This window comes from Bradyrhizobium sp. GW821-FHT12B03 (assembly GCF_058807535.1).
Genome location: NZ_JBXAQU010000012.1, coordinates 139264 through 164172 on the forward strand (window position 1 = coordinate 139264; position 24909 = coordinate 164172).

25 protein-coding genes and 1 tRNA gene are annotated in these 24909 nt (G+C 64.7%); 11 read left to right on the forward strand and 15 right to left on the reverse strand.

Annotation, left to right across the window (positions count from 1 at the left end):
* Window positions 1-8: 8 nt before the first annotated feature.
* Window positions 9-1805, reverse strand: a complete 1797-nt coding sequence (locus AC1RUR_RS22975) for an adenylate/guanylate cyclase domain-containing protein (RefSeq protein ID WP_492848134.1) — start codon at window positions 1803-1805, stop codon at window positions 9-11.
* Window positions 1806-2030: 225 nt separating this feature from the next.
* Here AC1RUR_RS22975 and AC1RUR_RS22980 point away from each other — a divergent pair, with 225 nt between their 5' ends.
* Together AC1RUR_RS22980 and AC1RUR_RS22985 are read left to right on the forward strand one after the other, a co-directional pair.
* Window positions 2031-2663: a LysE family translocator gene (locus AC1RUR_RS22980; protein ID WP_492848136.1), complete on the forward strand. Its 633-nt coding sequence runs from the start codon at window positions 2031-2033 to the stop codon at window positions 2661-2663.
* A gap of 68 nt (window positions 2664-2731) precedes the next feature.
* Entirely contained in the window at window positions 2732-3142 is a 411-nt protein-coding gene (locus AC1RUR_RS22985; protein WP_492848138.1) for a GFA family protein, read from the forward strand.
* 5 nt (window positions 3143-3147) lie between these two features.
* On the opposite strand, the gene AC1RUR_RS22990 is transcribed toward AC1RUR_RS22985, so the two are convergent.
* Window positions 3148-3900, reverse strand: coding sequence for a sulfite exporter TauE/SafE family protein (locus tag AC1RUR_RS22990; RefSeq protein ID WP_492848140.1), 753 nt, complete (start codon window positions 3898-3900; stop codon window positions 3148-3150).
* Window positions 3901-3996: 96 nt separating this feature from the next.
* Here AC1RUR_RS22990 and AC1RUR_RS22995 point away from each other — a divergent pair, with 96 nt between their 5' ends.
* A complete protein-coding gene (locus tag AC1RUR_RS22995) occupies window positions 3997-4887 on the forward strand; it encodes a LysR substrate-binding domain-containing protein (protein WP_492848142.1) in 891 nt (296 codons plus the stop codon).
* Window positions 4888-4900: 13 nt separating this feature from the next.
* Here AC1RUR_RS22995 and AC1RUR_RS23000 read toward each other — a convergent pair whose 3' ends face one another.
* From AC1RUR_RS23000 to AC1RUR_RS23010, 3 genes are all read right to left on the reverse strand, one after another.
* Window positions 4901-5866 (reverse strand): Bug family tripartite tricarboxylate transporter substrate binding protein, encoded by a 966-nt coding sequence (locus AC1RUR_RS23000; RefSeq protein WP_492848144.1) that lies wholly within the window; start codon window positions 5864-5866, stop codon window positions 4901-4903.
* Between the two features lie 45 nt (window positions 5867-5911).
* On the reverse strand, window positions 5912-6694 hold the full coding sequence (hisN, locus tag AC1RUR_RS23005) for a histidinol-phosphatase (protein ID WP_492848146.1): 783 nt from the start codon (window positions 6692-6694) through the stop codon (window positions 5912-5914).
* Window positions 6695-7269: 575 nt separating this feature from the next.
* The gene (locus tag AC1RUR_RS23010) at window positions 7270-8160 is read right to left on the reverse strand and encodes an N-formylglutamate amidohydrolase (protein WP_492848148.1); all 891 of its coding nucleotides are present in this window, start codon (window positions 8158-8160) and stop codon (window positions 7270-7272) included.
* Window positions 8161-8526: 366 nt separating this feature from the next.
* Here AC1RUR_RS23010 and cpdR point away from each other — a divergent pair, with 366 nt between their 5' ends.
* The 3 genes from cpdR (at window position 8527) to AC1RUR_RS23025 (ending at window position 9732) form a co-directional block, all read left to right on the forward strand.
* On the forward strand, window positions 8527-8886 hold the full coding sequence (gene cpdR, locus AC1RUR_RS23015) for a cell cycle two-component system response regulator CpdR (protein WP_007597092.1): 360 nt from the start codon (window positions 8527-8529) through the stop codon (window positions 8884-8886).
* 76 nt (window positions 8887-8962) lie between these two features.
* Window positions 8963-9037, forward strand: a tRNA-Val gene (locus tag AC1RUR_RS23020).
* Window positions 9038-9249: 212 nt separating this feature from the next.
* Window positions 9250-9732, forward strand: a complete 483-nt coding sequence (locus AC1RUR_RS23025) for an L-2-amino-thiazoline-4-carboxylic acid hydrolase (RefSeq protein WP_492848150.1) — start codon at window positions 9250-9252, stop codon at window positions 9730-9732.
* Between the two features lie 15 nt (window positions 9733-9747).
* Here the strand turns inward: AC1RUR_RS23025 and AC1RUR_RS23030 are convergent, their stop codons facing one another.
* Entirely contained in the window at window positions 9748-10215 is a 468-nt protein-coding gene (locus AC1RUR_RS23030; protein ID WP_492848152.1) for an NUDIX hydrolase, read from the reverse strand.
* Window positions 10216-10549: 334 nt separating this feature from the next.
* Between AC1RUR_RS23030 and AC1RUR_RS23035 the strand changes: the two genes are divergently transcribed.
* Window positions 10550-10972, forward strand: a complete 423-nt coding sequence (locus AC1RUR_RS23035) for a RidA family protein (protein ID WP_492848154.1) — start codon at window positions 10550-10552, stop codon at window positions 10970-10972.
* A 9-nt stretch (window positions 10973-10981) separates the two neighbouring features.
* Here AC1RUR_RS23035 and AC1RUR_RS23040 read toward each other — a convergent pair whose 3' ends face one another.
* On the reverse strand, window positions 10982-12073 hold the full coding sequence (locus tag AC1RUR_RS23040; protein ID WP_492848156.1) for an enolase C-terminal domain-like protein: 1092 nt from the start codon (window positions 12071-12073) through the stop codon (window positions 10982-10984).
* A 194-nt stretch (window positions 12074-12267) separates the two neighbouring features.
* On the opposite strand from AC1RUR_RS23040, the gene AC1RUR_RS23045 reads away from it, so the two are divergent.
* Window positions 12268-13830 (forward strand): adenylate/guanylate cyclase domain-containing protein, encoded by a 1563-nt coding sequence (locus AC1RUR_RS23045; protein WP_492848158.1) that lies wholly within the window; start codon window positions 12268-12270, stop codon window positions 13828-13830.
* Window positions 13831-13894: 64 nt separating this feature from the next.
* Here AC1RUR_RS23045 and AC1RUR_RS23050 read toward each other — a convergent pair whose 3' ends face one another.
* A complete protein-coding gene (locus AC1RUR_RS23050; RefSeq protein WP_492848277.1) occupies window positions 13895-15058 on the reverse strand; it encodes an ABC transporter substrate-binding protein in 1164 nt (387 codons plus the stop codon).
* Between AC1RUR_RS23050 and AC1RUR_RS23055 the strand changes: the two genes are divergently transcribed.
* A complete protein-coding gene (locus AC1RUR_RS23055; RefSeq protein ID WP_492848280.1) occupies window positions 14997-15179 on the forward strand; it encodes a hypothetical protein in 183 nt (60 codons plus the stop codon). The genes AC1RUR_RS23050 and AC1RUR_RS23055 overlap by 62 nt on opposite strands.
* Window positions 15180-15493: 314 nt before the next feature.
* Here the strand turns inward: AC1RUR_RS23055 and AC1RUR_RS23060 are convergent, their stop codons facing one another.
* The 3 genes from AC1RUR_RS23060 to AC1RUR_RS23070 all read right to left on the reverse strand — a co-directional run bounded on the left by AC1RUR_RS23060 (window position 15494) and on the right by AC1RUR_RS23070 (window position 17461).
* Complete coding sequence (locus AC1RUR_RS23060) at window positions 15494-16426, reverse strand: alpha/beta hydrolase (protein WP_492848160.1); 933 nt, start codon at window positions 16424-16426, stop codon at window positions 15494-15496.
* A 108-nt stretch (window positions 16427-16534) separates the two neighbouring features.
* Window positions 16535-17029, reverse strand: a complete 495-nt coding sequence (locus AC1RUR_RS23065; RefSeq protein WP_492848162.1) for a hypothetical protein — start codon at window positions 17027-17029, stop codon at window positions 16535-16537.
* 24 nt (window positions 17030-17053) lie between these two features.
* The gene (locus AC1RUR_RS23070; RefSeq protein ID WP_492848164.1) at window positions 17054-17461 is read right to left on the reverse strand and encodes a DUF3606 domain-containing protein; all 408 of its coding nucleotides are present in this window, start codon (window positions 17459-17461) and stop codon (window positions 17054-17056) included.
* 268 nt (window positions 17462-17729) lie between these two features.
* On the opposite strand from AC1RUR_RS23070, the gene AC1RUR_RS23075 reads away from it, so the two are divergent.
* Window positions 17730-17870 carry a hypothetical protein gene (locus AC1RUR_RS23075; protein ID WP_018321489.1) on the forward strand — a complete coding sequence of 47 codons (141 nt, stop codon included), beginning with the start codon at window positions 17730-17732 and terminating at the stop codon, window positions 17868-17870.
* Here the strand turns inward: AC1RUR_RS23075 and AC1RUR_RS23080 are convergent.
* The 3 genes from AC1RUR_RS23080 to AC1RUR_RS23090 are packed head-to-tail and all read right to left on the reverse strand — an operon-like array spanning window position 17867 to window position 21667.
* A complete protein-coding gene (locus AC1RUR_RS23080; protein WP_492848166.1) occupies window positions 17867-19453 on the reverse strand; it encodes an ATP-binding protein in 1587 nt (528 codons plus the stop codon). The two genes, AC1RUR_RS23075 and AC1RUR_RS23080, sit on opposite strands and share 4 nt — an antisense overlap.
* The gene (locus AC1RUR_RS23085) at window positions 19450-20154 is read right to left on the reverse strand and encodes a response regulator (RefSeq protein WP_492848168.1); all 705 of its coding nucleotides are present in this window, start codon (window positions 20152-20154) and stop codon (window positions 19450-19452) included. Before AC1RUR_RS23085 ends, AC1RUR_RS23080 begins: the two co-directional genes overlap by 4 nt.
* A 19-nt stretch (window positions 20155-20173) precedes the next feature.
* Window positions 20174-21667 (reverse strand): DUF4153 domain-containing protein, encoded by a 1494-nt coding sequence (locus AC1RUR_RS23090; protein WP_492848170.1) that lies wholly within the window; start codon window positions 21665-21667, stop codon window positions 20174-20176.
* A gap of 189 nt (window positions 21668-21856) precedes the next feature.
* On the opposite strand from AC1RUR_RS23090, the gene AC1RUR_RS23095 reads away from it, so the two are divergent.
* Window positions 21857-23197 (forward strand): glycoside hydrolase family 3 N-terminal domain-containing protein, encoded by a 1341-nt coding sequence (locus AC1RUR_RS23095; RefSeq protein WP_492848171.1) that lies wholly within the window; start codon window positions 21857-21859, stop codon window positions 23195-23197.
* Here AC1RUR_RS23095 and AC1RUR_RS23100 read toward each other — a convergent pair.
* Window positions 23194-24816, reverse strand: coding sequence for an ABC transporter substrate-binding protein (locus AC1RUR_RS23100; RefSeq protein WP_492848173.1), 1623 nt, complete (start codon window positions 24814-24816; stop codon window positions 23194-23196). The two genes, AC1RUR_RS23095 and AC1RUR_RS23100, sit on opposite strands and share 4 nt — an antisense overlap.
* Window positions 24817-24909 lie beyond the last annotated feature (93 nt).

Below are 24909 nucleotides of genomic sequence, written 5' to 3' on the forward strand. Positions count from 1 at the left end.
GCAGCCTGTCAGGACTCGGCGGCGCGTTTGAGGTCTCTCTGGACCAGGGTCAGCTTGCCGAGCGGCACGCCCGCCTTCAGCAGGCCCTCGCGGTAATGGGCGAGGTCCTCGGGCCGCTTCCAGTGGAAATTGCGCAAGTGGCGGTCGACGTTCAGGGTCGGGTAGTTGCCCATCAGCACCTTCGCGGCCTCGAACGCCTCGTCGTTCCGTCCCAATTGCGCCAGCGCCGCAGCGCGGATTGCCAGCGCCTGCATGTGGTGCGGATTGATGTAGAGTTGCTCGCGGGCCCATGACAGCGTCGCGTCGTATTGCCCCAACAGATAATGGCTGAAGGCGTTCAGCGCGGCCCATTGGTAGCGCGGGTCGCTGTTGTCGCGCTGTGCGGCCATCGAAAACAGCTCGATCGCCTCGCGGTGCTCGCCGACGACGAAATGGCAGATGCCGAGCACGCCGCGCGCGCCCATGTCGTAGGGGTTGAGCGCGACCGCGCGCTTGGCGGCGTCCATCGCGGCCTCGTAATGTCCTTCCATCGCGTGGGCCCAGGACAGGATCGAGAAGGCGAAGGAGGAGCGCGGGTCGAGCCGGACGCTGGTCTCGGCGAGGTTCATCGCCTCGGCCCACATCTCCCGCGTGCCCTTGACCCAGCCGAACTGGATGCTCTGGATCTGGATCGTGGCAAGATAGGCGTGCGCGATCGACAGCTTGGGATCGACCTCGATGGCCTCCCGGAACAGGTCGATGGCGGTGGCCAGGTCCTCCTTGGTCTGCCGGTAGTAATGCGACAGCCCCTTGAGGAAACGGTCCCAAGCCGTCACGTCGGTCGAGAGTCGCGCCGGTGCCGAGGCTTCCGCCCGGACGATCTCCGTGGCGATGGCAGCGGACAGGTTGGTGGTGATCTCGTCCTGCATCGCGAAGAAGTCGCCGATGTCGCGGTCGTAGCGCCCGGTCCAGAGTTGCTCGCCGGTCTCCGGCGCGATCAGTTCGGCGGTGACGCGGATCTTGGCTCCGGCACGCCGCACAGAACCCTGGATCAGGTAGGTGGCGTCGATCTCGCGCGCGATCAGCCGGGTGCTCGTGTTCCTGCCCTTGAAGACGAAGGTCGAGTTGCGGCTCAGCACGCGATAGAAGGATTGCAGCGACAGTGCGTGGATCAGATCCTCGGTCAGGCCGTCGGAGAAGTATTCGTCCTGGGCGTCGCTGAGATTGGCGAAGGGCAGCACGCCGACGATGGCAGTGCGGTATTGCTGCGAGAGGGTGGACGCCTCCCTCAGCTCGGGGGCGAGCGCCGGCGCGCTGTCGGGCTTCCAGGTCCAGACCCCGACCGCATCCTTGATGTTCTTGAAGCGATGGTTGCCGGCATCGACCAGCGGCACGGTGAGATGCTTGCTCGCCTCCCGGTAGGCCTTGGCCGAGATGGCGAAGCCACCGGGGCTCGCCACCGATTCGAGGCGGACGGCAATGTTGACGTCGTCACCGAAGACCTCGTCCTCGTCGGCGATGACGTCACCCATATGGATGCCGAGCCGGAACTGCATGGCGCGGTCGGCCGGCAGGTGGTGATTGCGCTCCGCCATCAGCATCTGCATCGCGACCGCGGCCTCGGTGGCACCCACGATCGAGGGGAACTCCAGCAGGAAGCCGTCGCCGGTGTTCTTCACGACGCGGCCGCCGTGATTGAGGATGATGGGGTGGATCGCGCTGCGATGGGCCTTGAAGGCGGCATGGGTGCCGGCCTCGTCGCTGCCCATCATGCGCGAATAGCCGGCGACATCGGCGCAGACGATGGCAGCCAGACGTCTTTCCATATTCTCGGAGCTCCAAAGGACGGAGAGCTGGCCACGGCGTGGCAGTCGCCTCGAATCCCGCATTTCAAGAACCCTGCCTTTATAGAGCAGATGAGGCCGAGCGAAAGTATGATCCGCATTGCAAATTCGAGGTAAATCCTACGCAGTCCCGGTGGTGGACGGGGAGGAGCGAACCGACTAAGCCCGTTCCCTTGAGACGAGGAGCGGGGCGGCGGGGCACCTGACATGCTGGGCATTCACGAAATCTGGCTCTTCATCCTGTCGGGCGTGCTGCTCAACATCACGCCCGGGCCCGACTCGGTTTATGTGATCGGCCGCAGCATGCAGATGGGCTGGCGGGGCGGGGCCGCCGCGGCCCTCGGCATCAGTTGCGGCTGCTTTTTCCACGTGGCGGGCGCGGCGATCGGGCTTTCGGCTCTGCTGATGGCCTCATCGACCGCCTTCTCGATCCTGAAGCTGGTCGGCGCGGCCTATCTCGTCGTGACAGGCCTGCAGATGCTGTGGTCGCGGCCGTCGCTGGCGACGGTCAGGGACGAGGTCGAACGGAGCTCGCTGCGGCGGGTGTTCCTCCAGGGCGTCTTCACCAACGCGCTCAATCCCAAGGTCGCGCTGTTCTTCCTCGCCTTCCTGCCGCAATTCGTCGCAGCAGATGCGCCGCATAAGCCGCTCGCCTTCCTGACGCTCGGCCTGATCTTCATCTTTACGGGGACGCTGTGGTGCCTTGTGCTGGCGGCGTTCGCGGCCAAGGCCGCCCACCGCCTGCGGACCTCCGAAGGTGCGATCGCCTGGGTCAACCGCGCACTCGGCGGCCTCTTCGTCTATCTCGGCATTCGCGTCGCCATGCTGGAGACGCGGTAACTCATCCGAACGGATGACGGGTACGGCATGCAATTGGCCCCGATAGAGGCCGCGCGAGAGAGGTTTCGATGGTTCGTGGAAGCTGTCTGTGCGGCGCCGTGCGTTTCGAGGTCGACCAGGTGCGCGCGCTCACGCACTGTCATTGCGCCAATTGCCGCAAGCTGACCGGCGCGGCCTTCGCCACCTATGCCCATGTCGACGCCGACAAGTTTCGCTTCGTCGCGGGCGAGGACATGACGACGCCTTACGAATCCGCGCCGGGGAGTTTCCGCCATCGCTGCAAGACTTGCGGCTGTCTGACGCCGGGCAAGGCGAGCTATCTTCCGACCGTCAGCATTCCCGCCGGCCTGCTCGATGATGATCCGGACGTCAGGCCCCGCCTGCACGTCTTCACCTCGTCGCGCGCGCCGTGGTGGACGATCCAGGATGATCTGCCCCAGCACGAAAAATGGGTGCCGGGTTACGAGCCCAGGCCGTAAGCCTGTCAGGCGAACTCCTTCAGCAGCGCGCTGCCTGCGAGATAGAGGCCGAGCAGGATCATCGCGATCAAAAACCAGCGGCGGAACGCTTCCGCCGGCATCCGCGCCCGCACCGACTGGCCGATGAACATGCCGGCAAAGGCCATGGCGAGGCCCACGGCCCCGGGCACCGCATTGGCCGGCGTCAGCAGTCCGCCGGCGGTGAGGTTGAAGGCGAGCGCCAGCGTCGCGGTGGTGAAGAACACGCCGAGCGCCTGCACCAGTTCGTCCTTCTCCATGCCGATCGCCTGCATGAACGGCATCGAGGGGATCACCTGCACGCCGGTCGAGGCCGAGATCACGCCGGTGACCACGCCGACCACGCCGCCGACCCATTTCTCGTTCTGCGGCGCGACGCGGAACTGGAATTTGTTCAGCCCGATCACCGCGTAGATGACGAGCAGCAGACCGAGCACGATCGTGCCATAGCGCGCATGAGGGCCGGTCAGCGCGCCGGCATTGAGCCAGCAGCCGATCACGGTGCCGATCATCAGCGGCCACAGCCGTTTGAGGATGTCGCGCAGATAAGGCCCGACGAAGGTCTGCCAGATGTTGGTGACGATCGCCGGCACGATGACGATGGCGATCGCGCGGCTCGGGGCCATGCTCACCGCGAGCAGGCCCATGGAGACGGTTGGCAGGCCGAGCCCGACCACGCCCTTGACGAATCCGGCGATCAGGAAGACGGCGGCGATGACGATGAGAAGCGGGTCGATCATGTTCTGCACATTGACCGAAGCCGCGCCCGGGCACAATCTGGAGGTTACGGAGACAGCCTTCGCTAGCGCCGAAGGCTATACCCGAGGAGCCCTGCCATGCGTTTCGACCTCGTCGATCTCCAGCTCTTCATCGCGGTTGCCGACCAGCGCAGCATCACCCGCGGCGCCGAGCGGTCGCATCTGGCGCTGGCCTCGGCCAGCGCGCGCATCAAGGGGCTCGAGGACGCGCTCGGCGTCGCGCTGCTCAAGCGCGGGCGCCGCGGCGTCGAGCTGACCGCGGCCGGCGAGAGTCTGCTCGACCATGCGCGCATCGTGATCCACCAGATCGACGCCATGCGCGGCGACCTCGCGGGCTTTGCCAGCGGCGTGCGCGCGAGCGTGCATTTCCTGGTCAACACGTCGGGGCTGTCGGAGCATCTGCCGAAGGCGCTGGCCGGATTCCTGCACGAGCATCGCGATGTCGCCGTCGACATCGAGGAGCGCGAGAGCACCGACATCGCGGCCGCGATCACCGCAGGCGCCGCCGATCTCGGTTTCGCCGCCGAGCACGCGCTGCCCGACCATATCGAGCGCTTCGTCTTCAGCGAGGATCACCTGACATTGGTGACGTCGCGGCGCGGCCCGTTCGCGGGCCGTCGCCAGATCGATTTTCAGGAGACGGGCGCTTGCGACTTCGTCGGGCTCACCAGCGCCACCGCGCTCCAGGTTCATATTTCGAAGCACGCCGCGCGGCTCGGCATGCGGCCGCACTACCGCGCGCGGATGCGCGATTTCGATGCGATCTGCCAGATGGTCGCCGCCGACGTCGGCGTTGCCCTGGTGCCGATATCGGCCGCCCGCCGCTGCGCCAAGCTGATGCCGCTCGCCATGGTCCGCCTGCGCGACGCCTGGGCCAACCGCAAGCTCGTGATCTGCGCGCGCAGCTTCAAGACTCTGCCGAGGCCGGCCAAGATGCTGGTCGAGCATTTGCGGGCCGAGGCAGTGTGAGGGTAAGACAGCGCTACTTCGCTGTCTCCACCCCGGCGTCCTTGATCACCTTCGCCCACTTCTTGGTCTCATCCGCGATGAAGGCGCGAAAATGCTCCGGCTCGTCGCCGACAAGCGTCGCGCCCTGGGCTGCGAGCTTCTCCTTCACCGCCGGATCCGCCATCGCCTTGGTTGCGAGGCCATGCAGCGCGGTGACGATCTCCTTCGGCGTGCCTTTCGGCGCGACCATGCCGTACCAGTTCTCGACACGCAGGTCGGGAAAACCCGCTTCCGAAAGAGTCGGCACGTCAGGCGCGGTAGGGGCGCGCTCGGCCGAGCCGACCACGATCGGCCGCAGGGCGCCGGCCTTGACCTGCGGCAGCAGCACGGGGAGGTCGAGGAAGGTCATCTGCACCTGCTGGCCCAGCAGGTCGTTCACGGCAGGCGCGGCGCCGCGATAGGGCACGTGCACGATGTCGATCTTGGCCGTCAGCTTGAACAATTCGCCGGCGAGATGCGGCAGGCTGCCGGGGCCGGAGGAGGCGAAGTTGAGCTTTCCGGGTTGGGCTTTCGCCAGCGCGATCAACTCGCCGATGTCCTTGGCCGGCACGTTGGTTGCGACGACAAGCATTTCCGGAACGGTCGCAACCAGCGTCACCGGCGCAAGGTCGGACAATGTGTCGTAGGCAACCCGCTCCATGCTCGGGCTGATCGCGAGCGCGCCGGCGCTGGAGATCGCGATGGTGTAGCCGTCGGGTGCGGCCTTGGAGACCGCATCGGTGCCGAGCACGCCGCCCTGGCCGCCGCGATTGTCGATCAGCACCGGCTGGCCCGACAATTCCGACATGCGCTGGCCGATCACGCGGGCGATGATGTCGTTGGGGCCGCCGGCCGGGAACGGCACGATCAGCTTGATCGGTTTTGCGGGAAAATTCTGGGCGGAGGCGAGCGTCGGAAACAGCAGCAGGAGCGCGAGGAGGAGCGAGCGGCGGTTTTTCATGCAGGCCTCTTTGGGTCGCTTATTTAGGTCGTTTACCTGGGTCGTTTATCCGTTGAGCAGTTTCATCGCTTCTTCGTGAACCCTGGCGTCGCCGGCCGCGATGATGCGGCCGCCGCCCTGGGCCGGCTTGCCTTCCCAGGTGGTGACGACGCCGCCGGCGCCGGTCACGATCGGGATCAGGGCCGCGATGTCGTAGGGCTTCAGCTCGGTCTCGACCACGAGATCGACGTGGCCGGCCGCCAGCATGCAATAGGAGTAGCAGTCGCCGCCATAGCGCGACAGCCGCGCGCCCTTCTCGATACGGCCGAAAATGGCGCGGTCGCGCTCGTTCATCAGCAGCGGAGAGGTGGTGTAGGTCGTCGCCTCCGACAGCGAGGCGCAGCGACGAACCTGGAGCCGGCGCTCGCCGGAGGGGCCTTTATAGGTGGCCGAGCCGTTGTCGCCGGAAAAGCGCTCGCCGATGAAGGGCTGGTGCATCATGCCGTACACCGGCGCGCCCTTGTGCAGCAGTGCGATCAGCGTGCCCCAGATCGGAAAGCCGCCGATGAAGGACTTGGTGCCGTCGATGGGGTCGAGCACCCAGACGTAATCCGAGTCCTCGCGCTCATTGCCGAATTCCTCGCCGACGATGCCGTGCTGGGGGAAGTTGGCCTTGATCAGCCGCCGCATCACCGCCTCGGCGGCGCGGTCGGCTTCGGTGACGGGATCGAAATCCTTGGTCTTGCTCTTGTCGTCGATCGACAGCGAGGTGCGGAAGAACGGCAGGATGGTTTCGCCGGACGCGGTGGCGAGCCGTCCGATGAAGGCGGAGAAGTCGATCACCGTCACGGCGAATCCTCAAAGCGAAAGTTGGGTGAAGCTCGCACCTGCCTATCTCAATTCGCCTCTCGCGTGCAGCGCTGTCTTGGTTTGCACCCTGGTATTTTGGATGCGGTCGGCAGGCTTGCCTCATCCGAGCCATATGCTGGCCAAATATCGATCATTGAGTTGAAAACTTAGTTCCGGGCATGCCTTGTTCGTATGCAAATGACAATCAACCCATTGAATTTCCTTATCAAAGAAACTGAATCTGGGTTTCTCTGGAAGCAACAGAGCCATGTCCGTATTGCATGGGAAAGGGCTCAAAAGCCCTTGCACTTTGTGCGGCGCGGCCGCATATTGTTGCGGTGCGGTAGCGCTCTGCGTTACCGCTGCCCTCCTTGGGCGTTTCCTCCCTAGACTTGGGCCGCTTCTTCATCAGAAGCGGCCCTTTTTTCTTTGGGCCTCCATCTTCACTTCAGCTGCGCAAAAAACGCCAAGTGAAGATGCGAAGTGAAGATGCCAGTGAAGATTCGGCGTCCGATACGCTGGCAGCTGTGTCTGGTCTTTGATCCGCGACGCGATCGCGCGGCGATGGCGCGCTTTTATTCCGCCGCGGCCTGGAACGGGCCGAGATCCCCGAACGGGATCGTGGTCGCCAGCACGTCGGCGAGCACGCCGAAGTCGGACGCCACCTGCGCAAAGCGTGGGCCGCGCTCGCGCCGCCGCTCGTCCATGTAGATCGCGCGGTTCAGCTCGAGCTGCACGGCATGCAGGCCGCTGGCCGGATTGCCGTAATGTTCGGTGATGAAGCCGCCGGCATAGGGCTTGTTGCGGCCGATCGAATAGCCGAGCCCGCCCATGGTCTCCTCGACCCGGTCGGGCAACAGCGGCGTGCAGCTGGTGCCGTAGCGGTCGCCGATCACGACGTCGGGCCGGCGCGGCTCGTCCCTGCTGACGCCGACCGAAGGCATCGAATGGCAGTCGACCAGCACCACGGTGCCGAACATCTGGTGCACCTTGTTGATCAGCCGGCGCAGCGCGCGGTGGTACGGCTTGTAGAGCGTCTCGATCCGCGCCAGCGCATCGTCCACCAGGATGCGGTCGCGATAGATCTCCTGGCCGTCACCGACCACGCGCGGGATGGTGCCGAGGCCGCCGGCGACCCGCATCGAGCGGGTATTGGCAAAGCTCGGCAGGCGCCCGGTGAACATCCGGGGGTCGAGCTCGTAGGGTTCGCGATTGACGTCGACATAGGAGCGCGGAAAGTTGACCCGCACGGTCGGAAAGCCGCGATCGCTCAAATGGCCGATCAGCTCGTCCATGAAGGAATCTTCCGACCGCCGCAGCGTCGGCAGGTCGATGCGCGAGGCGCTGAGGAATTCGTCCGGATAGGTCGAGCCGGAATGGGGCGAGTTGAAGATGACGGGCGCGCGCCATTCGGCGGGCTCCACGATCTCGAAGGCTGGCGACACCTCGCCGTCAAACCGGGTCATCTTCTCAGGCTTCGTCCCTTATTCCCAGGCTTCGTCCCTTGGCGCCCGCTGAGATCCGGCAAGGTCCCGGCAAAGGCATCAAGACAGTGATTCGGCCGGTCGAGCGGCTCTTATGTGTCGTCATTGTCTGGAATCGCAACCATTCTGCCAAGCGAAAAGATGTGTTCGGCACTGGAACATGTCTTAACCGTGCGGGCAGCGAGGCGGGGATCGACCGGTCGGCTTCGATTGCTTCGCGCCGCATTCCGGTTCACAAGGGGCCGGCAGCGCGAGCTGCCCAGGGGTAAAGATTTTCACCCCAAATTTACCCTCTGTCGGGCTTAGTGACCTCTGCTGATATCCTCTGGGGATTCGACGTTTCCTGCCATGCCAAAGATCCTGCTCGCCGAAGACGACAACGACATGCGCCGTTTCCTGGTCAAGGCGCTGGAAAACGCCGGTTTTCAGGTCTCGTCCCATGACAACGGCATGGCCGCCTATCAGCGGCTCCGCGAAGAGCCGTTCGAGATGCTGCTGACCGACATCGTGATGCCGGAAATGGACGGGATCGAGCTCGCCCGCCGGGCCTCGGAACTCGACCCCGACATCAAGATCATGTTCATCACCGGCTTTGCCGCGGTCGCCCTGAACTCGGATTCGGACGCCCCCAAGAACGCCAAGGTGTTGTCCAAGCCCGTGCATCTGCGCGAATTGGTCAGCGAAGTGAACAAGATGCTGGCGGCCTAAATCGGCCCCGTTCCGTCCTTGCACCGGCTCCCCTGAGCCGTTATAGGGACGCGACCCGAACGCAAGTGGACTTTTAGGGCGCGTAGCTCAGCGGGAGAGCACTACCTTGACATGGTAGGGGTCACAGGTTCGATCCCTGTCGCGCCCACCACGCTTCGCCAAGAGGCTCCGCGTGGCGCAGCCACGCCCAATAAAGGCGAAGCGTGTCCGGCGTAGCTCGTAGAGCGAAGACGGAAGCGCAATCCGGGGTGTATCCTCTCGGCCGCTGTCCCGGACTATGCTGAGCCTGTCATCGGGTGGCGCCTTGCGCCGACCCGTTGGCTCGATCCGGGCCACGATCTCATTTCAGACGTGGGGCCGCCCATGAGCATATCCGTCATCGAACAGGCAAAAATCCAGGCGCAGGTGCTGGTGCCGCTGGTCAGGGCGCTCCAGGCCGAGCTCGGCGAGGCGCGCGCCAACGCGCTGGTGCGAAAGGCGCTCGGCGATCTCTATCGTCGCTTCGGCGAGGAATTCTGGAAAGCCAAGAACAAATTCGAGAACGAGAGCGATCTCGGCAAGGCCGTGTCGTCGGCGTTCAGGACCTACGCCCGCGACGATGCGCTCGCCTATGACGTGATCGAGCAGACCCACGACGCCTTCGCGTTCGACGTCACGCGATGCGCCTATGCCGAGTTCTACAAGGCCCTCGGTGAGCCGGAACTCGGCTTTCTCCTGGTCTGCACCGCGGATTTTGCGACCGCGGAGGGATTCGGCCCCGACGTCAGGCTCACGCGCACGCAGACGATCATGCAAGGTGCGCCGCATTGCGACTTCCGCTATCGTCGCGATGCGGGCGGAACGTGACGAGAGGGGCGCCTCTCACGCAGTTCCGTCTTTTGCCCCCAGCAGCAAATCCTTCAGTCCGGTCGGGTAGAGGCGCGCGCCGCCGTCCACGTCGAGATCGGCCAGGTCGAACCAGCGGGCGACGATCTGCTCGCCGTTGTCCTCGCGAAAATCGATGCGGTCCTGGCCGCTGAACGCGCCGTCCGGAAATGCCACCTCGGCGATGAACATCACCTCGTGCCCGATGGCGTCCTCGTGCACGAAGATGTTCTCCATCATCAGCGGCTCGCTTGTGATAGTGACGTCGATGCCGAGCTCTTCCCTGAATTCCCGCATCAGCGCAGTCCGCCAGCTCTCGCCGAATTCGATCTCTCCGCCGAGCGGGCGCACGCCCTTGATCCGGCCCGCATCGTCGCGAATCTCGGCAGCCAGCAGGCGCCCGGCCTGCCAGTGCAGGCCGATCGCGACAACCCTGATGCCGGGATGGGGACGCCATGTGGTCATGCGGGATCGTTAGTCCCTGTCACACGCTTTCGCAACAAGGGCGGGAGATTGTGTGCTTGCAACGGCGATATAGGAGCCCCGTCACCCTGAGGTGGCCGCTCCTTTAGCGGCCCTCGAAGGGCGACGGCCCCGCTCTATCCTGACCGTTCATCCTTCGAGGCTCCCGGCGCGATGCATTTGCATCGCGCCACTCGCGCCTCAGGATGACGGAGTTGAGACGTTGCTTCCTCGCCCCCACTGCGCAATGCGCAGCCTTGATCCGTGACTCCCTGCCTGCCATTGTCGGCCATCCACCGCGGTAACGAGCAGGGAAAGCGGAAGGCAGGTTGGCGAGATGAGCAATGTGAACAAGCCCGGCGGCAACTACCTGCCGGTGATCATCCATGGCGGACTTGCGTATGTCAGCGGTCAGCTGCCGCGTCGCGGCGAAGAGCTGCTGTACGCGGGCAAAGTCGGCGCAAATGTCGATGTCGAGGCCGCGCAAGAGGCTGCTGCCCTCTGCGCCGATCTCTGCATTTCGGCGATCAACCACGCAACCGGCGGAGAGGACAAGATCGTGCAGGTCCTGCAGGTCGTGGGATACGTCGCCTCGGCGCCTGGATTTGCCCAGCAGTCGCAAGTCATGAACGGTGCCTCCGACCGGCTGATCGAGCGCCTCGGCGATCGCGGCCGCCACACGCGCACGTCCGTCGGCGTTGCCGAGTTGCCGCGGGGCGCTCCGGTCGAGCTGAACATGATTGCCGCCATTCGTTCGTAGCAGGCAGCCTTATTTGACGAGATATCTGGCGATCGCCGCCTCGTCCCACGCGATGCCGTTGCCGGGCTCCTCGCTCGGCAGCGCAAAGCCGTCCTCGATCTTCAATCGCGTCGACAGCACCGCGTCGGCCCAGTCGACATATTCCAGCCAGTGCGCGGTCGGCGTCACGCACAACAGATGCGCGCTGACTTCCGAGAACAGATGCGTGGACATCTCGATGCCGGCGGCGTGCGCCAGCGCGGCGGCGCGGAGCCAGCCGGTGACGCCGCCGATGCGCTGCACGTCGGGCATCACGTAATCGCAGGCTTCCGCCGACAGCGCCGATTGCATCGCAAAGGCGCTGTCGAAATTCTCGCCGATCTGGACCGGCGTGCGCAGCGCGTCCGCGATGCGGGCGCAGCCGGCGTAATCGTCGTGGCGGATCGGCTCCTCGATCCAGCTCAAGCCCTCGTCGTCGAGCATCTCGCCGCGGCGGATCGCCTCGGTGACGGTCAGTGCCTGGTTGTAGTCGCACATCAGCGTCACCCGATCGCCGACGGCTTTTCTCACCGCGCGCACGACCGCGAGGTCCTCCCGCGCATCGGGCCGGCCGACGCGGATCTTTGCGGCTCGAAAACCCTCGGCCAGCAGCTTGTGGGCCTCCTCCACTGCGGCGCCAACAGGCATGATGCCGAGCCCCTTCGAATTGTAAGCCCTAACCGGCTTCGGCGCGCCGCCGAGCAGCCGCGCCAGCGGCAGGCCTCGGCTGCGTGCCAGCGCGTCCCAGGTGGCCATGTCGATGCCGGATTGCGCCAGCCGCTGCAGGCCGGCGAGGCCGAGCAGCGTGAAGCGCTGGGTCAGCTTGCGCTCGATCTCGAACGGCAGCAGCTCGTCGCCGGTCAGCAGCTCGGACATCTCCGTGACCATCGCCGTCAGCGGCTTCAAGGCCACCGGCGTGATCGCGAACAGATAGGCGTGCCCCACGACGCCTTGGTCGGTCTCGCAGTCGACCAGCACCAGCGGCGCCTTGTCGACCGCCCCGGTCGAGGTCTTGAGCGGCAAATTCATCGGCACGATCACGGGCCGCGCCGTGAAGCGCTTGATGCGGACGGTGTCGGTCATGGGGCACTGGCTCCGGATTTATCAACGCAGGTTGATGCCGATCTTAAACCTTCGTGATGAAACGGAAAGACGCCTGGTGCGACCACCATAAAATGGGGTTGCGCGCGCCAGCATTTGTTGGCTCTGTGCGGCCGCAGCCCTTGCCGCCAATCCCGGGAGATTTGCGACAAGATCGCACACAACGGAGCCACAGAGTGAAACAAGAGATCGCTGAAGAACAGCGCAAGAGCGGCGTCCTGACCGGTGCCGCGATCGTCTTCCTGCTGCTTGCTCTGCCGCTCGCGGTGTGGCTGGACCTGACCGAGCTCAGCAAGTCCGCGCTGCGCCGGCAGGCCGCCGATCTCAATTCGGTGATCACGAGCGTGCGCAGCTATTACGCGACCAACGTGGTCGGACGCATCATCGCCAATCCGAACGGCACCACCAGGGTGGTCCACAACTACGAATCCGTCCCCGGCGCGATCCCGATCCCGGCGACGCTGTCGCTGGAGCTCGGCCGGGTGATCGGCGCGCAGCAGGAGAACATCACCTACCGCTTCGTCTCGGACTTCCCGTTCCAGAACCGCGCGCCGCACCAGCTCGACAAGTTCGAGAAGGACGCGCTCGACGCGCTGCGCAGGGATCCCGAGCAGAAAATCGTCGAGACCGAGACCTCGCTGTTCTCCGACAAGGTCCGCCTGGTCGCGCCCGTCACGATGGGCCCGGCCTGCGTGAGCTGCCACAACAGCCACCCCGAAAGCCCGAAGAAGGACTGGAAGGTCGGCGACGTCAGGGGCATCCAGGAGGTGATCATCGCCCAGCCGATCGCCGCCAACATCTTCTCGTTCAAGTTCCTCTTGGCCTATTTCCTGATCGCCGCGGGCAGCGGCCTGTCGTTCCTCTCGCTCCAGCGCCGCCAGGCGAGCCGCATCAAGGGCATGAACAAGGAGCTCGAATCCGCCAACGACTTCCTTGCCTCGCTCTCAATGAAGATCTCCCGCTACATCCCGCCGCAGGTCTACAAGAGCATCTTCTCCGGACAGAAGGACGTCACCATCCACACCGAGCGCAAGAAGCTCACGATCTTCTTCTCCGACATCCAGAATTTCACGGCGACGGCGGAGCGGCTTCAGCCCGAATTGCTGACCCAGCTCCTCAACGAATATTTCACCGAGATGTCGGCGATCGCCCATGAATATGGCGGCACCATCGACAAGTTCATCGGCGACGCCATGCTGATCTTCTTTGGCGATCCCGAGACCAAGGGTGACCGCACGGATGCGGAAGCCTGCCTGCAAATGGCCTGGCGCATGCAGCAGCGGCTTGCCGAGCTCAACGCGAAATGGCGCGCCTCCGGCATCGAGCTGCCTTTCAAGGCCCGCATGGGCATCAATTCCGGCTATTGCAATGTCGGCAATTTCGGCAGCAGCGACCGCATGGACTACACCATCATCGGCGCCGAGGCGAACCTCGCCGCACGCCTGCAATCGATCGCCGAGCCCGGCGGCATCGTGCTGAGCTACGAGACCTTTGCCCTCGTCAGCGACATCGTCCGCGCCCACGCGCTACCGGCGATCACGATGAAGGGCATCAGCCGCGAGGTGATTCCCTATTCGGTCGACGCTCTGAACGATGCCGCGGCGGAGAGAAGCGGAATCATCACCGAGCGCGCGCCCGGCCTCGAGCTCTATCTCGATCCCGCAATGGTGAAGTCAGGCGACGCCGCCCGCGTGCGCTCGCTGCTGGAAAATGCGCTGGCTTCGCTGAAGCCGGCGTGACGGTGCGCGAGTCGCGTGGCGCTCTCTCTTACCCTCCCCTGGAGGGGGAGGGTAAGAGGTCGTATCACCGCGCCATGCCCTCCGTGAATGCCGTCTCGATCACATCCCCAAAAGGCTGCCAGGACCGGCCGTCGAACTGCACCAGCCGCATCTGCCTGATCGGCAGATAGTTGTTGGGCGAGGTGTTCATCCTGATGTTGGGCAGCGCAACGGTGGGCTGATAAGCCTTCAGCGAAGCCGCCTGACGCATGATGTTCTCGCGCGAGACATCGTCGCCACATTGCTTCAGCACCTTGGTCAGCGCCTCGGCCGCAGCGTAGCCATAGACTGCCGCACTGTTGTTGATGCTTTCGACCTGATGGTACCGGTCCATGAAGGCGAACCAGTCCTTCATGGCGGGATCGTCTTTCCATGCGGGGTCGCTCGGATCCTTCAGGAAGGCGGCCGAGATCACGCCAGCCGAATTTTCCAGGCCCGCCGGCGCCATCGCATTGGCGATCGAGGCGGAGGCATCGTTCACGATGAAGACCGGACGCCAGTTCAGCGACGCCGCCAGCCTGATCACCTTGGACGCCGTCGACGGCACGCCGAGAAAGACGAAAATATCGGCGCCCGCGCGCTTGAGAATCGAGACGTGCCCGTCGAGATGCTCGTCGTTGATGTCGAAGGCAATGTCGACGAGGACGTGACGGTTCAGATCGCCAAGACCCTCCTGGATGCCCTTGTAGAGCATGCGCCCGAACTGGTCGTTCTGCCAGAGCACCACGATCCTGCGCTGCGGATAATAGGCCTGGATGTAGTTGGCGTAGATGCGCCCCTCCGACCGGAACGACGGCTGCCAGCCCATGGTCCAGGGAAATGCCTGGGCCTGGCTCAGCTCCTCGTCGCCGGAGGCGAGGAAAAGCTGCGGGATCTTCTTCTCGTTCAGATACCGCCGCGCGGCGAGATTCCCGGGTGTGCCGAACGAGCCGAACATCAGATGCACGTCGTCCTTCTCCACCAGATTGCGCGTCAGCTCCAGCGCGGCCGTGGGATCGGAATTGTCGTCGCGGCTGATGAAGCGGATCTTGCGGCCGTTGATGCCGCCGCGCGCGTTGACCATGTCGAAATAGGCGGCTTCCGCCTGGCCGATCGCGCCGAACTCCGAGAGCGGGCCCGAATACGGCATGACATTGCCGATGCGGATTTCCTGGTCGCTTGCCGGTTGTTCGGACCGTTGCTGGGACATCGCCCCGAGCGAAGCGAAGGCGATGATCGAAATCAATAGCAGCCTGCCGGTGACGCCCATGCTCGACACCTTGTTGTTGGCCCCCAACGAGGTCGGCTCGATCTGCACCCAGGCGATGTGATCTACGCCAGGCGTTTGTCAAAGCTGTGGCCGGGTGGGTTGTTTAGGATGGGTGCAGCCGTCGTTCGGGTGAAAAGGCAGGGGTGCTGACGCGCCGTCTGCATTTGGGCGTGAGACAACTGGTGTCGCCAACTCCGTCATCCTGAGGTGCGAAGCTCGCGATGCCTCGCATCGCGGGCGGAGCCTCGAAGGATGAACGGCCACGGCTGCTACCGCGCAGGAGAGAGCCGGGCCGTCGCCCTTCGAGGACCGCTGAAGAAGCGGCCACCCAGGGGGACGGTGATAGATTGACTTTCGCGGTGCCCCGCAACGCCGCTACGGCAACCCCCGTGCCTCCAACTGATGCACCAGCAGCAGCGTCGGTTCGGCAAGGCTGTCGCCCGAACCATCGAGGCCGAACGCCGCGGCGATGCCGTCGCGGCTGCGCAGGATGGTGCCGCGCGGGCAATGGCCGGCGCCGCAGAGCGTCTTCTTCAGGGTCTCGCCCTGTGCCGCGACACTGGCGGAATCGTCCGCGGCCCAGGCCAGCACGATCGGCACGTCGACATTGAGGATGCCGGGAAAGACCGAGCGCTTGTCGTACTGGCTGGCGTCGCCGCCGAGATAGGCCTTCACGCTGTCGCTGGCGTCCTTGCCGGCGCGGTAGATCCCGGACACCAGCACGACGCCGGCGACGTCGGCGCGCTCGGTCTGGAGCTCGGGATGCGCCAGCAGGGTGGCGACGTGAAAGGCGCCGGCGCCATAGCCGACCGCGACGATCTCGCGGGCGTCGCCATTGAACAGGTCGATATTGCCGTGGATCCAGGACAGCGCCGCCGCGACGTCGGTTGCCCCGGCGGGCCAGGTCGCCGACGGCGCGAGGCGATAGCTGATGCGCACCCCGATCATGCCGTTGCGCGCGGCAAAGCACATGGCCTGGTCCTGGACCTGGCGCGACAGCTCCGGCGCCGCATGATCCCCGGTGAAGGTGTCGCCCGCCACGAACAGCAGCACCGGCCGCGGCGTGTCCGCCCTGGTCTCGCCGCTGGTGGCGACATCGAGCACATTAGCCTCGCTCTCGCCGTAGCGCAGGCCGCGCGCGAAGGTGACCTGCTCGCAGAGCCGCGCGGTGCCGCCGGCAGTGGTGTCGTTGTCGGTGAGCCCGACGCGGACGAGATCGGACGGCGCCACCAGCCGCGCCGGAACCGGTCCATGCGCGGAGGCCGTCGAGACGGTCAGAACAAGCAAAAATGCGAGACAATTCTTCATGATGGTGCCGGGCCCTGCGCGCTCATATTGGCTCGCTCTCGGGGCCTGTCTTTTCAATTCGCCTCATTTGTTGGCTGGTCTTGAGGCGATTTGACGGCACCTTGGGCCTCAATTCCCCGGCTCGAACGTGCAATCCGCCCCGCTGCCGTCCTTGCGCCTGATCGCATTGGGGTCGATCGTGCAGCTCAGCCTGGCGAGGCTCTCGAAGTTCGATCCCGCCGCGCCGTCGGGCGGAACGCCGGCCAGCGCTTCGGTCGCGAAGATCTCGTTGGCGGTGGAGCCGTTCACGGTCTTCACCTTCTTGCCGAAGGTCACTTCGCAATTGCGAACGGTGATGTCGACATTGCCGGTGCGGCAGACGATCCGGTCGGCCGTCACGACGATGGCCTTCTTGTAGGGAATGTCGGCATTGGCGGCGAACAGCATCGCCATCGCCTTCTTCTCGGCGCCGGTGAGGTTGGGTGACAGCGGCGCGATCACGCCCGCGAGCGCCAGCGCCGTCGCGCCCGAGACCTTTGCGGGCGTGGCCGCGGAGGCGCCGGCGACGTGGGACGCGCCGGCAAGAACCAGGGCGCAGGCTAGGATCGATCGGCCGGATTTCATCCCTGCCTCCATGGGCTCGAAATCTCAGGCGGCCCTCTTCCGTTTGACCGTTTTCTTCGTCTTCTTGTTCGCTTTCTTGGCCTTTTTCGTCGCCTTCTGCGCCGCAAGATACGCTTCCACCTTCTTGGCGGAATGGCCGGCTGCGGCCACGGCGGCCTTCAGCCTGGCCGGGGTGATCTTGAATTTCTTCGACCAGTAGCGGACCTCATAGGCCTCGCTCAGCGCGATCCGGCTCTTGTCGGAGGCGCGGTGCTTCTGGAGCTTGATGTAGGCCTCGACCTTCTTCGCGGAGCGGCCGACCTTCTTGACGGCGTATTTCAGCTTGGCCGGCGTCACCTTGAACTTCTTGGACCAGTAGGCGACTTCGTATTTTTCGGTCAGTGCAATCAGGGCGCGATCGGCTCCGCCCCGCTTTGCCTTGTTGTCGGCCATGCATTCCTCCTGCCTTGGACGGCGTCCACTCTAGCATGCAACCGGATTCGGAAGGCAAGGCGCGGGGCGGGCGGGTATCGCGCGGCGGGGCCGTTTTGCACCGGCGTGTCAGAAGGTTGGGCGGCGCGACCCCGCCTCGCCCCGGAGCGGGCCGTCTACTGTGCATGGGGTTGTTTTCGCGTTTTTCATTCCTCGCATGTCCGTGATGGAACCTTATGGCGGCTGGTGCGACTTATCCATGACGCGGAGAGAAACGCGCGAGGCTGTCATGGCACACAAGCATACCGCCGATCCGGCAGAGATCATGCGGGCGACCGGTCATCCTGAGCTGGAATATGCCGCCGGCTGGACCATCGCCGGTCTGGTCACCATCGGTACCATCGTTGCGGCCTGGGTGTTTGCGATCTAGGCGGCCGGAAACTGCAGCTCGAAGGTCGCGCCCTCGTCGGTCGGCTTCAGCCTGATCGAGCCGCCATGGCTCGCCATCACCGCACGCGCGATCGCCAGCCCCATCCCGGTGCCGCCCTGGTCGCGGCGGGTGGTGAAGAACGCATCAAAGATCCTGTCGCGGTTCGGCGCCGAGATCGGCTCGCCGTCATTGCTCACGGTCAGCAGCAGCGTCGTGCGCTCGTCGACCGCCTCCAGCCTGATGGTCCGGGCCTTATGCCGCATCGCGTTGTCGGCCAGATGCGACAGCACGATCAGCGCCTTCTCTGAGGACATGCCGATCGCCCGGTCGAGGCTGCCGCTGGCCTCGATGGAGCCTCCCGGAAACCGGCTCCTGAGGTCGGCGATGACGGGCGCCAGCTCGGTGCGCTCGTTCTGCGGCAGGCTTTCGGCGCGGGCGAGCTCGCGCAGCCGCTGCGCCATCGCCTCCAGCCGTTGTGTGTCCGACAGGATGTTGGCGATGAACGTCGTCTGCTCGGCCGGCGTCAGGCTGCCGGCCTTGCCTTGAACCGAATCCTGCAACAGCTCCGCCGCGCCCTTGATCGAGGTCAGCGGCGATTTCAGCTCATGGGTGAGGTGGGCCGAGAAGGTCGCGATGTAGTCCGAGCGGCGCGCCAGCTGCTCGGCCATGCCGAGGAAGCTGTGCGAGAGCTGGGCGAATTCGCGCGTGCCGTAGTGTCGGAGCGGCCGGAACGCCTCGCGGTCGCCGCGGCCGATCCGGGCGGCGCGGTCGATCAATTCGCGCATCGGCAGCGTGATGGTGCGCGAGAACACCAGCCCGATCGCGATCGTGCCGAGGATCACGGCAAGGCCGGCCAGCACGAACTTGCCACGCTCCTGGTAGAGATGATCGAAGATGTTGCTCGGCGTCCGCGTGGTGTAGACCACGCCGGCGACGCGGTTGTTGACGATGACCGGCATGGCCGAGAACACGTGCACGCCGAGGCCGCGGCTGAAGGAATAGATCGGTGGCGGCGGCCGATCCGGGACGCGATTGCGCAAGGTCGCGCGGTATTGCCCGTGCAGGGCGTCCGCGACCTCCTCGATATGGGCGAGCGACTGCCCGACCTCGTAGCGCCCGGCGATCACCACGCCCTGCGGATCGAGGATGCGAAAGCCCGCCAGCGTCACCTTCTGGGTCTCGCGGATGATCGGCGTCATTCTTGCGCCGATCTCGACATAGGCAGGCTGTGCCGGCTGCGGCGCGGCCTGCGCATCAGGCCGCCGCCGCAACAGGTCGTTGGCGGTGAGGTCGAGCGCGGGGCGGATCGGCGTGACCTGGTCGCCGGGATCGGGCAGCACGCCGGGCGGCACCTCGGCGCCGAGCGTCAGGCCATTGTCGAGCCTTGCCGTGACCTCCTGCGCATAGATCGTCGCCAGCACGCGGCTCTGCGCGATCAGCTCGGCCTGGGTCTGGCGGATCAACTGGTTGTCGTAGAGGCGAAAGAAGAACAGGCCGACCAGCGGAAGCACGCCGACGGTGGCCAGCACCGTGAAAATCACGAGGGTGAGCGATGGTCGCCATTTGTCGGGCGCCGCGGTCATGCCTCTTTCTCGCAGCGGCCGAGCTTGAAGCCGACGCCGTGGATGGTCTCGATCACGTTCTCGCAATTGTGCGCCGCAAGCTTGGCGCGGATGTTGCGGATGTGGCTGTCGATGGTGCGATCGGAGACCTGGATGTTGAGCTGATAGGCTGCGCGCATCAGCTGCTCGCGGTTGAATACGGACGTCGGCCGGGTCAGGAACGCGCGCAGGATGCCGAACTCGATCGCGGTCAGCTTCAGCTGAGTGCCGGCAAAGGTTGCGACATGCTGCTCGGGATCGATCAGCAGGCCGCCTTGCGACAGGGCGGCCGGCCCGGCCTTGGCTTCGCCATTGCGCGGGCTGAGTCGGCGCAGGATGACGTTGACCCGCGCCACCAGCTCGCGCGGGCTGAATGGCTTCGTCACGTAGTCGTCGCCGCCGATTTCCAGGCCGAGGATGCGGTCGATCTCCTCGTCGCGCGCGGACAGGAACAGGATCGGCACGTCGGAGACTTTGCGGATCTCGCGGCAGACATCGAGGCCGTCGAATTCGGGCATGCCGATGTCGAGCACGATCAGGTCGGGCCTGTCGGCGGCAAACCGGGTGAGCGCCTCCTTGCCGTCGCGCGCCTCGATCACGTCCATGCCGGCCTTCTTCAGGGCGACGCGGATGACCTCGCGGATGTGGCCCTCGTCGTCGACGATGAGAATGCGATGCGCCAAGAAATTCTCCGCTTCCTCGTCAGCCTGCCGGCTGATTCTTCGCCTGCGCGTCCAGTCTGCGCTGGAGCCGCCAGCTCCGAAAGCCCCAGCTCCGCCAGGCCAGATCCTGACGTTGCTGTTCTACAAGGCGGTCGCGGCGCGACACAAGGCAGCTCTCGGGGTTACCGGGCCTGAGCAGAATCGCCTTGTCGATGGCGGGGAGCGCCTGCGGCCCAAGCGTCAGGAGATAGTTGATGTCGATCTGCACGCCTTTGCCCGATGCTTCCCGGCTGTGGGCAACATTGTAGTCGGCGATGAACGCATCGAAGTTCACCAGCGAGGCGATATAGAGCACGATCGTTAACGCGATCAGGTTGGCGCCGACGAGCCAGCGGTTGGAGCGGTCGAGCGCGATACGGGCGACGATCAGGATCAGCCCTAGCGCCACCAGCCCCATCCAGATGAAGGCCGCGATCCTCCAATAGGTCAGCATGTAGATGTCGACATAGAGGTCGAGGCGGAGGATGGAGGAAGCGACCAGAAGGACGTTCTGCCCGACCCAGAGATAGACCAGCAGACGGATCACATTTGACTTTTCCGCAGGCCCACCCGGACGCATTGCCACCAGCACGAAGGCCGCGGCGAGCAGGGCGGTCGCGATCAGCGGATAGGCGCCGCGATGGGCGTAGGCCGCATAGGTCATGTTGGCCGGCAGTGCCACGTGGCCCCAGAGGTAGATGCCGTCGAGAATGGACTGCGCCGCGAACAGCAGATTGAACAGGATCAGCGAGCGCAGGATCGTCGACGGTCCCAGGAACTCCGCGGGGACCATGGGTGGCGGCGGCGGCACGGGGCCATCGGCGACGGTCGCAGTGACTATCGTTTTGCGCCGCCACCGAACGTCGATGAACGGCCAGACCAGCGCCAGCATCATGGTCCAGAACAGCACGCGCGGGACGCTGACATACTCAAAGATGAGCTTTGGATTGAGCAGGGACACCCACTGCTCGATCACCGGATTGGCCGCCGCGAACAGCGCGAGGAAGACGGTGCTGAGCGCGGCCGGGAGCAGCCAGAGTGCGATGCCGCGGGTGAATTCCGACATGTTGAAGATCTGGAGCGCGTCGAGGAAGAACCTGAAGGGACCGAACAGGACAAAATTGCGCAGCGCGCGAGCGCGCTCGGTGAGCCCGGTCGTTTCCGGATTGGTCGCAACCAGAAGCGCAATGGCCAGCGCCATTGTGAGGATCAGGAACGACAGAATGTCGAGCTCCTCGACGGCCGGAACGAGGCTGGCGACGAAAATGGCTGCGCTGATCGCGCCGCGCCGCAGATCCATGGCCGCATGATTGAACAGCACCGAGACGCAAGCCATCGCGATCGCAAACAGCGTCAGCGACAACCCGATCTTCGGGCCGTAGAACAGCCAGTCGGCGAGCGCCGCCAGCACCAGCGCAAATCCGACCTTGGCGGGGATCGAGGAATGACTGATCGGCTTGATTTCCGCGACGATCGTCGAAGCCAGGCTCGTCATGTGCAGAAGACCTTTCGTGATGGGTGGCATCACGAAGTCTGAACGGCGCTTGTGCAGAAGGCGGGATCATCGTCTGCACGGTTTCAGGAGTCTTTTGCAGTTTTCGTGCAGGCGCGCTTTTGCCTCTCGCGCAGCATGCTTCGCCTTGATAGGTGCGAAGCATTCCCCACTCCCAGCGCGTGACGCATCATGCAATTCCTCCGCCGTATCGGTCTCATCCTGCTCTGGCTCACCGCGCCTCTTGTCGCTTTCGCGGCCGCGAACAAGAACGATCCCTATCTCGTCCCGTTGCGCGGCGCCGGAAACATCGTGCTTGTCGTTGCAAGCATCGCGATCGTCATCGTCCTTCTGCGCAGAGGGCGGTGGCGTACCATGGCCGGCAAGATGCTCGTCGTGCTCTGGTGCCTGCCGCCGGTCCTGATGTCGGCGGCGCATCTCAAGTTCGAGCTGCGCAAGCACGATGTCCTTGCCGCCAGCCCGGCCGAGGCGCGTCAGCTCGGGGCTCACTTCATGGTCGGCTATTCCTCCTTTCCCGAGGTCGCGCGGCTTGCCGAGCAGGGATTGATCGGCGGCGTCTACGTCACCCGGCACAACATCCGCGGCCGAACAATCGAGGCGCTTCGCGCGGAGATCGCTGCGCTCCAGGACAAGCGCCGCGCCGCCGGCCTGCGACCGCTGGTCGTCGCCGCGGACCAGGAGGGCGGTATCGTCGGGCATCTCGCGCCGCCGCTGACCAAGGTGCCGGCGCTGGCAACGCTGACCGGGCTTGCTCCTGACGAACAGCAGACCAAAGCGGAAGAGTTCGGCCGCATCCACGGCCACGAGCTCGCCGGCCTCGGCGTCAACCTCAATCTTGCACCGGTGCTCGACCTCAAGCCGCCGCAGCTGCGCAATCGCCTCGATTTCCATACGCTGATCGGCCAGCGCGCGATTGCAACCGATCCCGTCGTGGTCAGCACGATCGCAAACGCCTATGTGCGCGGGCTGGAAGAGTCCGGCGTCGGCGCCACGCTCAAGCATTTTCCCGGCATTGGCCGCGTGCGCACCGACACGCATCATTTCAGCGCCAGTCTCGACACGCCGGTGAAGGAATTGGAGGCGACTGACTGGCTCCCGTTCCGCGAGGTGCTGGCGCAGTCGCGCAGTGCGCTCATGGTCGGCCATATCACGCTCACTGCCATCGATCCTGACCGGGCTGCGTCGCATTCGAAGCGCGTCGTCCAGGGTATCATCCGGGATACATGGAATTACCAGGGCGTGGTGATGACCGACGACCTCGTGATGGGCGCGATCTACCAGAACGACGTCTGCAAGGCCGTGGTCGAGGCGATCAATGCCGGCGTCGACCGGTTGCTGGTCGCCTATGACGGCACACAGTTCTACCGGGTTTTTCAATGCGCGCTGGACGGATCACGGCAAGGCAAGCTCGACGCAACGATGTTGCGCGCGAGCGAGGTGCGGCTGGAAAGGGGCTTCTCGATCGAACAGGCGCAGACGGTTTCAGGCGTTCGCGTCGTCGAGAAGAACTAGCCCTTGGCGAACTGGCGATAGTCCGGCTCGCGGTGAAACCAGAATTCGTAGCCGGTGATGGCCTTCTGCATGGCGACGTCGTGGATCGGCTGGTTGAGCGGAATGACGGGAACATCGCTCATGCAGAGCGCGATGAAATCCTTCACGCACCTGTCGTATTCCACCGCATCGGTGGTGAAGCGCGCCTTGTCGATCAACGCGTCCATCGCCTTGTTCTGGTAGGAGGAGATGTTGAAGATCGAGTTGTTGCCGTGGAAATTCCAGTAGAAGTAATATTCGGGATAGTCGAGCCAGCCGCTGAAGCGGTTGAGCGCGAGCGGCAGCTCCTTCTTGTTCAGCGTCGTGCGCCAGTTCGCGCCGGGGATTTTCTCGATCGACGTCTTGATCCCGATCTTGGCGAGGCTCTCCTGAATCAAGATCGCGGTCGGCTCGCCGACGGTCGCCGTACCGGTGTCGAGCGACAGCGTCGTTTCCAGTCCGGACTCGAAGCCTGCCTCTTTCATCAAGGCCTTGGCCTTGTCGAGATCGGTGACGTAAGGAGAGGGCTGCGGCCAGACCGGCTTTGAGACGTCGGCCGCGCCGCCATACATGGGAACGGCGCGTCCGAAGAAAGCGCTGCTCTGGATCTGCTCGTAGGGCATCGCCCAGGCGACGGCCTGTCGCAGCTTTACATTGTCGAACGGCGGTTTCGCAGTGTTGAGTGCGACGTACCAAAGCGCGTTCGGGATCGGCACGCCCGAGACCTTGACCTTGCCCTCCCTAATGATCTGCTCGAAGTCTCGTGGCGCAAAGCCGCTCGAGATATCCGCATCGCCCCTCTCCAGCATGGCGCGTCGGGTGCCTGCGGAGGGAACGTCGCGCGCGATCACGCGCTTCACCTTTGGCAGCGGGCCGCTCTTCCACTCGTCGAAGCGCGCCAGCACGGTCTCACTGCCGGGCTTCCAGCTTTCGATCCTGTAGGCGCCGCCGCCCGCCTCGTTGGTCTTCAGCCAGGCGAGCGCCCAGGGGTCCTCAGGCGTTGCGTTCTTCTTCGCGAGCTCGGAATTGATGATGAAGGGCACGACCACTGCGACGTTGAACAGCAGCATCTTGTCCTTGCGGACATAGTCGATGCGGAAGGTGTGGTCGTCGACCACCACGAACTGCTCGGGCTTTTCCAGCGATCCCGCCGACATCTGGAAGGTCGGAAAGCCGCCAACCTTCACCGCGCGGTCGAACGACCATTTGACGTCCCTGGCCGTGACCGGCGTGCCGTCGTGGAATTTTGCGTCCTTCCGCAGCTTGAAGGTGCAGGACATGCCGTCGGCCGCGACTTCCCAGCTTTCGGCTAGTTCAGGCGCGAGCTTCTCGCGGTCATAGGACACTGTCCCATCGGGCAGTGTCCTGGACGCGTAGGTCAGTAGGCGATCGTAACAATTCCAGGACAGGCCGTTCACGGTCTGGTTGGAGCCGACGCCCTGCATGTCGAGTGAGTTCGGCCCGAGCTCCTGCACCACCAGAAGTGTTTCGGCGCGCCCCTGCGCAGAAGCGAAGCGCGGTCCGAGGGTCGTCAATCCGGCCACGCCGAGGCCGCCGAGCACCACGTTACGGCGGTTGATGTCGAAAGGTGATGCGCTCATCGGTGCCTCTTTTGCGAGAAATTTGCAGTGTAAAGAGGCAAGGTGCATGCCATCGGCCGCGCTTCACGGCGTCGCATCCCACACCGATCGCGT

What these genes read in the sequence shown, in the direction of transcription:
- AC1RUR_RS22975 (WP_492848134.1), bottom strand. Translation starts at nt 1,805, where the DNA reads ATGGAAAGACGTCTGGCTGCCATCGTCTGCGCCGATGTCGCCGGCTAT.
- AC1RUR_RS22980 (WP_492848136.1), top strand. Translation starts at nt 2,031, where the DNA reads ATGCTGGGCATTCACGAAATCTGGCTCTTCATCCTGTCGGGCGTGCTG.
- AC1RUR_RS22985 (WP_492848138.1), top strand. Translation starts at nt 2,732, where the DNA reads ATGGTTCGTGGAAGCTGTCTGTGCGGCGCCGTGCGTTTCGAGGTCGAC.
- AC1RUR_RS22990 (WP_492848140.1), bottom strand. Translation starts at nt 3,900, where the DNA reads ATGATCGACCCGCTTCTCATCGTCATCGCCGCCGTCTTCCTGATCGCC.
- AC1RUR_RS22995 (WP_492848142.1), top strand. Translation starts at nt 3,997, where the DNA reads ATGCGTTTCGACCTCGTCGATCTCCAGCTCTTCATCGCGGTTGCCGAC.
- AC1RUR_RS23000 (WP_492848144.1), bottom strand. Translation starts at nt 5,866, where the DNA reads ATGAAAAACCGCCGCTCGCTCCTCCTCGCGCTCCTGCTGCTGTTTCCG.
- AC1RUR_RS23010 (WP_492848148.1), bottom strand. Translation starts at nt 8,160, where the DNA reads ATGACCCGGTTTGACGGCGAGGTGTCGCCAGCCTTCGAGATCGTGGAG.
- cpdR (WP_007597092.1), top strand. Translation starts at nt 8,527, where the DNA reads ATGCCAAAGATCCTGCTCGCCGAAGACGACAACGACATGCGCCGTTTC.
- AC1RUR_RS23025 (WP_492848150.1), top strand. Translation starts at nt 9,250, where the DNA reads ATGAGCATATCCGTCATCGAACAGGCAAAAATCCAGGCGCAGGTGCTG.
- AC1RUR_RS23030 (WP_492848152.1), bottom strand. Translation starts at nt 10,215, where the DNA reads ATGACCACATGGCGTCCCCATCCCGGCATCAGGGTTGTCGCGATCGGC.
- AC1RUR_RS23035 (WP_492848154.1), top strand. Translation starts at nt 10,550, where the DNA reads ATGAGCAATGTGAACAAGCCCGGCGGCAACTACCTGCCGGTGATCATC.
- AC1RUR_RS23040 (WP_492848156.1), bottom strand. Translation starts at nt 12,073, where the DNA reads ATGACCGACACCGTCCGCATCAAGCGCTTCACGGCGCGGCCCGTGATC.
- AC1RUR_RS23055 (WP_492848280.1), top strand. Translation starts at nt 14,997, where the DNA reads ATGACATTGCCGATGCGGATTTCCTGGTCGCTTGCCGGTTGTTCGGAC.
- AC1RUR_RS23050 (WP_492848277.1), bottom strand. Translation starts at nt 15,058, where the DNA reads ATGTCCCAGCAACGGTCCGAACAACCGGCAAGCGACCAGGAAATCCGC.
- AC1RUR_RS23060 (WP_492848160.1), bottom strand. Translation starts at nt 16,426, where the DNA reads ATGAAGAATTGTCTCGCATTTTTGCTTGTTCTGACCGTCTCGACGGCC.
- AC1RUR_RS23065 (WP_492848162.1), bottom strand. Translation starts at nt 17,029, where the DNA reads ATGAAATCCGGCCGATCGATCCTAGCCTGCGCCCTGGTTCTTGCCGGC.
- AC1RUR_RS23070 (WP_492848164.1), bottom strand. Translation starts at nt 17,461, where the DNA reads ATGGCCGACAACAAGGCAAAGCGGGGCGGAGCCGATCGCGCCCTGATT.
- AC1RUR_RS23075 (WP_018321489.1), top strand. Translation starts at nt 17,730, where the DNA reads ATGGCACACAAGCATACCGCCGATCCGGCAGAGATCATGCGGGCGACC.
- AC1RUR_RS23080 (WP_492848166.1), bottom strand. Translation starts at nt 19,453, where the DNA reads ATGACCGCGGCGCCCGACAAATGGCGACCATCGCTCACCCTCGTGATT.
- AC1RUR_RS23090 (WP_492848170.1), bottom strand. Translation starts at nt 21,667, where the DNA reads ATGACGAGCCTGGCTTCGACGATCGTCGCGGAAATCAAGCCGATCAGT.
- AC1RUR_RS23095 (WP_492848171.1), top strand. Translation starts at nt 21,857, where the DNA reads ATGCAATTCCTCCGCCGTATCGGTCTCATCCTGCTCTGGCTCACCGCG.
- AC1RUR_RS23100 (WP_492848173.1), bottom strand. Translation starts at nt 24,816, where the DNA reads ATGAGCGCATCACCTTTCGACATCAACCGCCGTAACGTGGTGCTCGGC.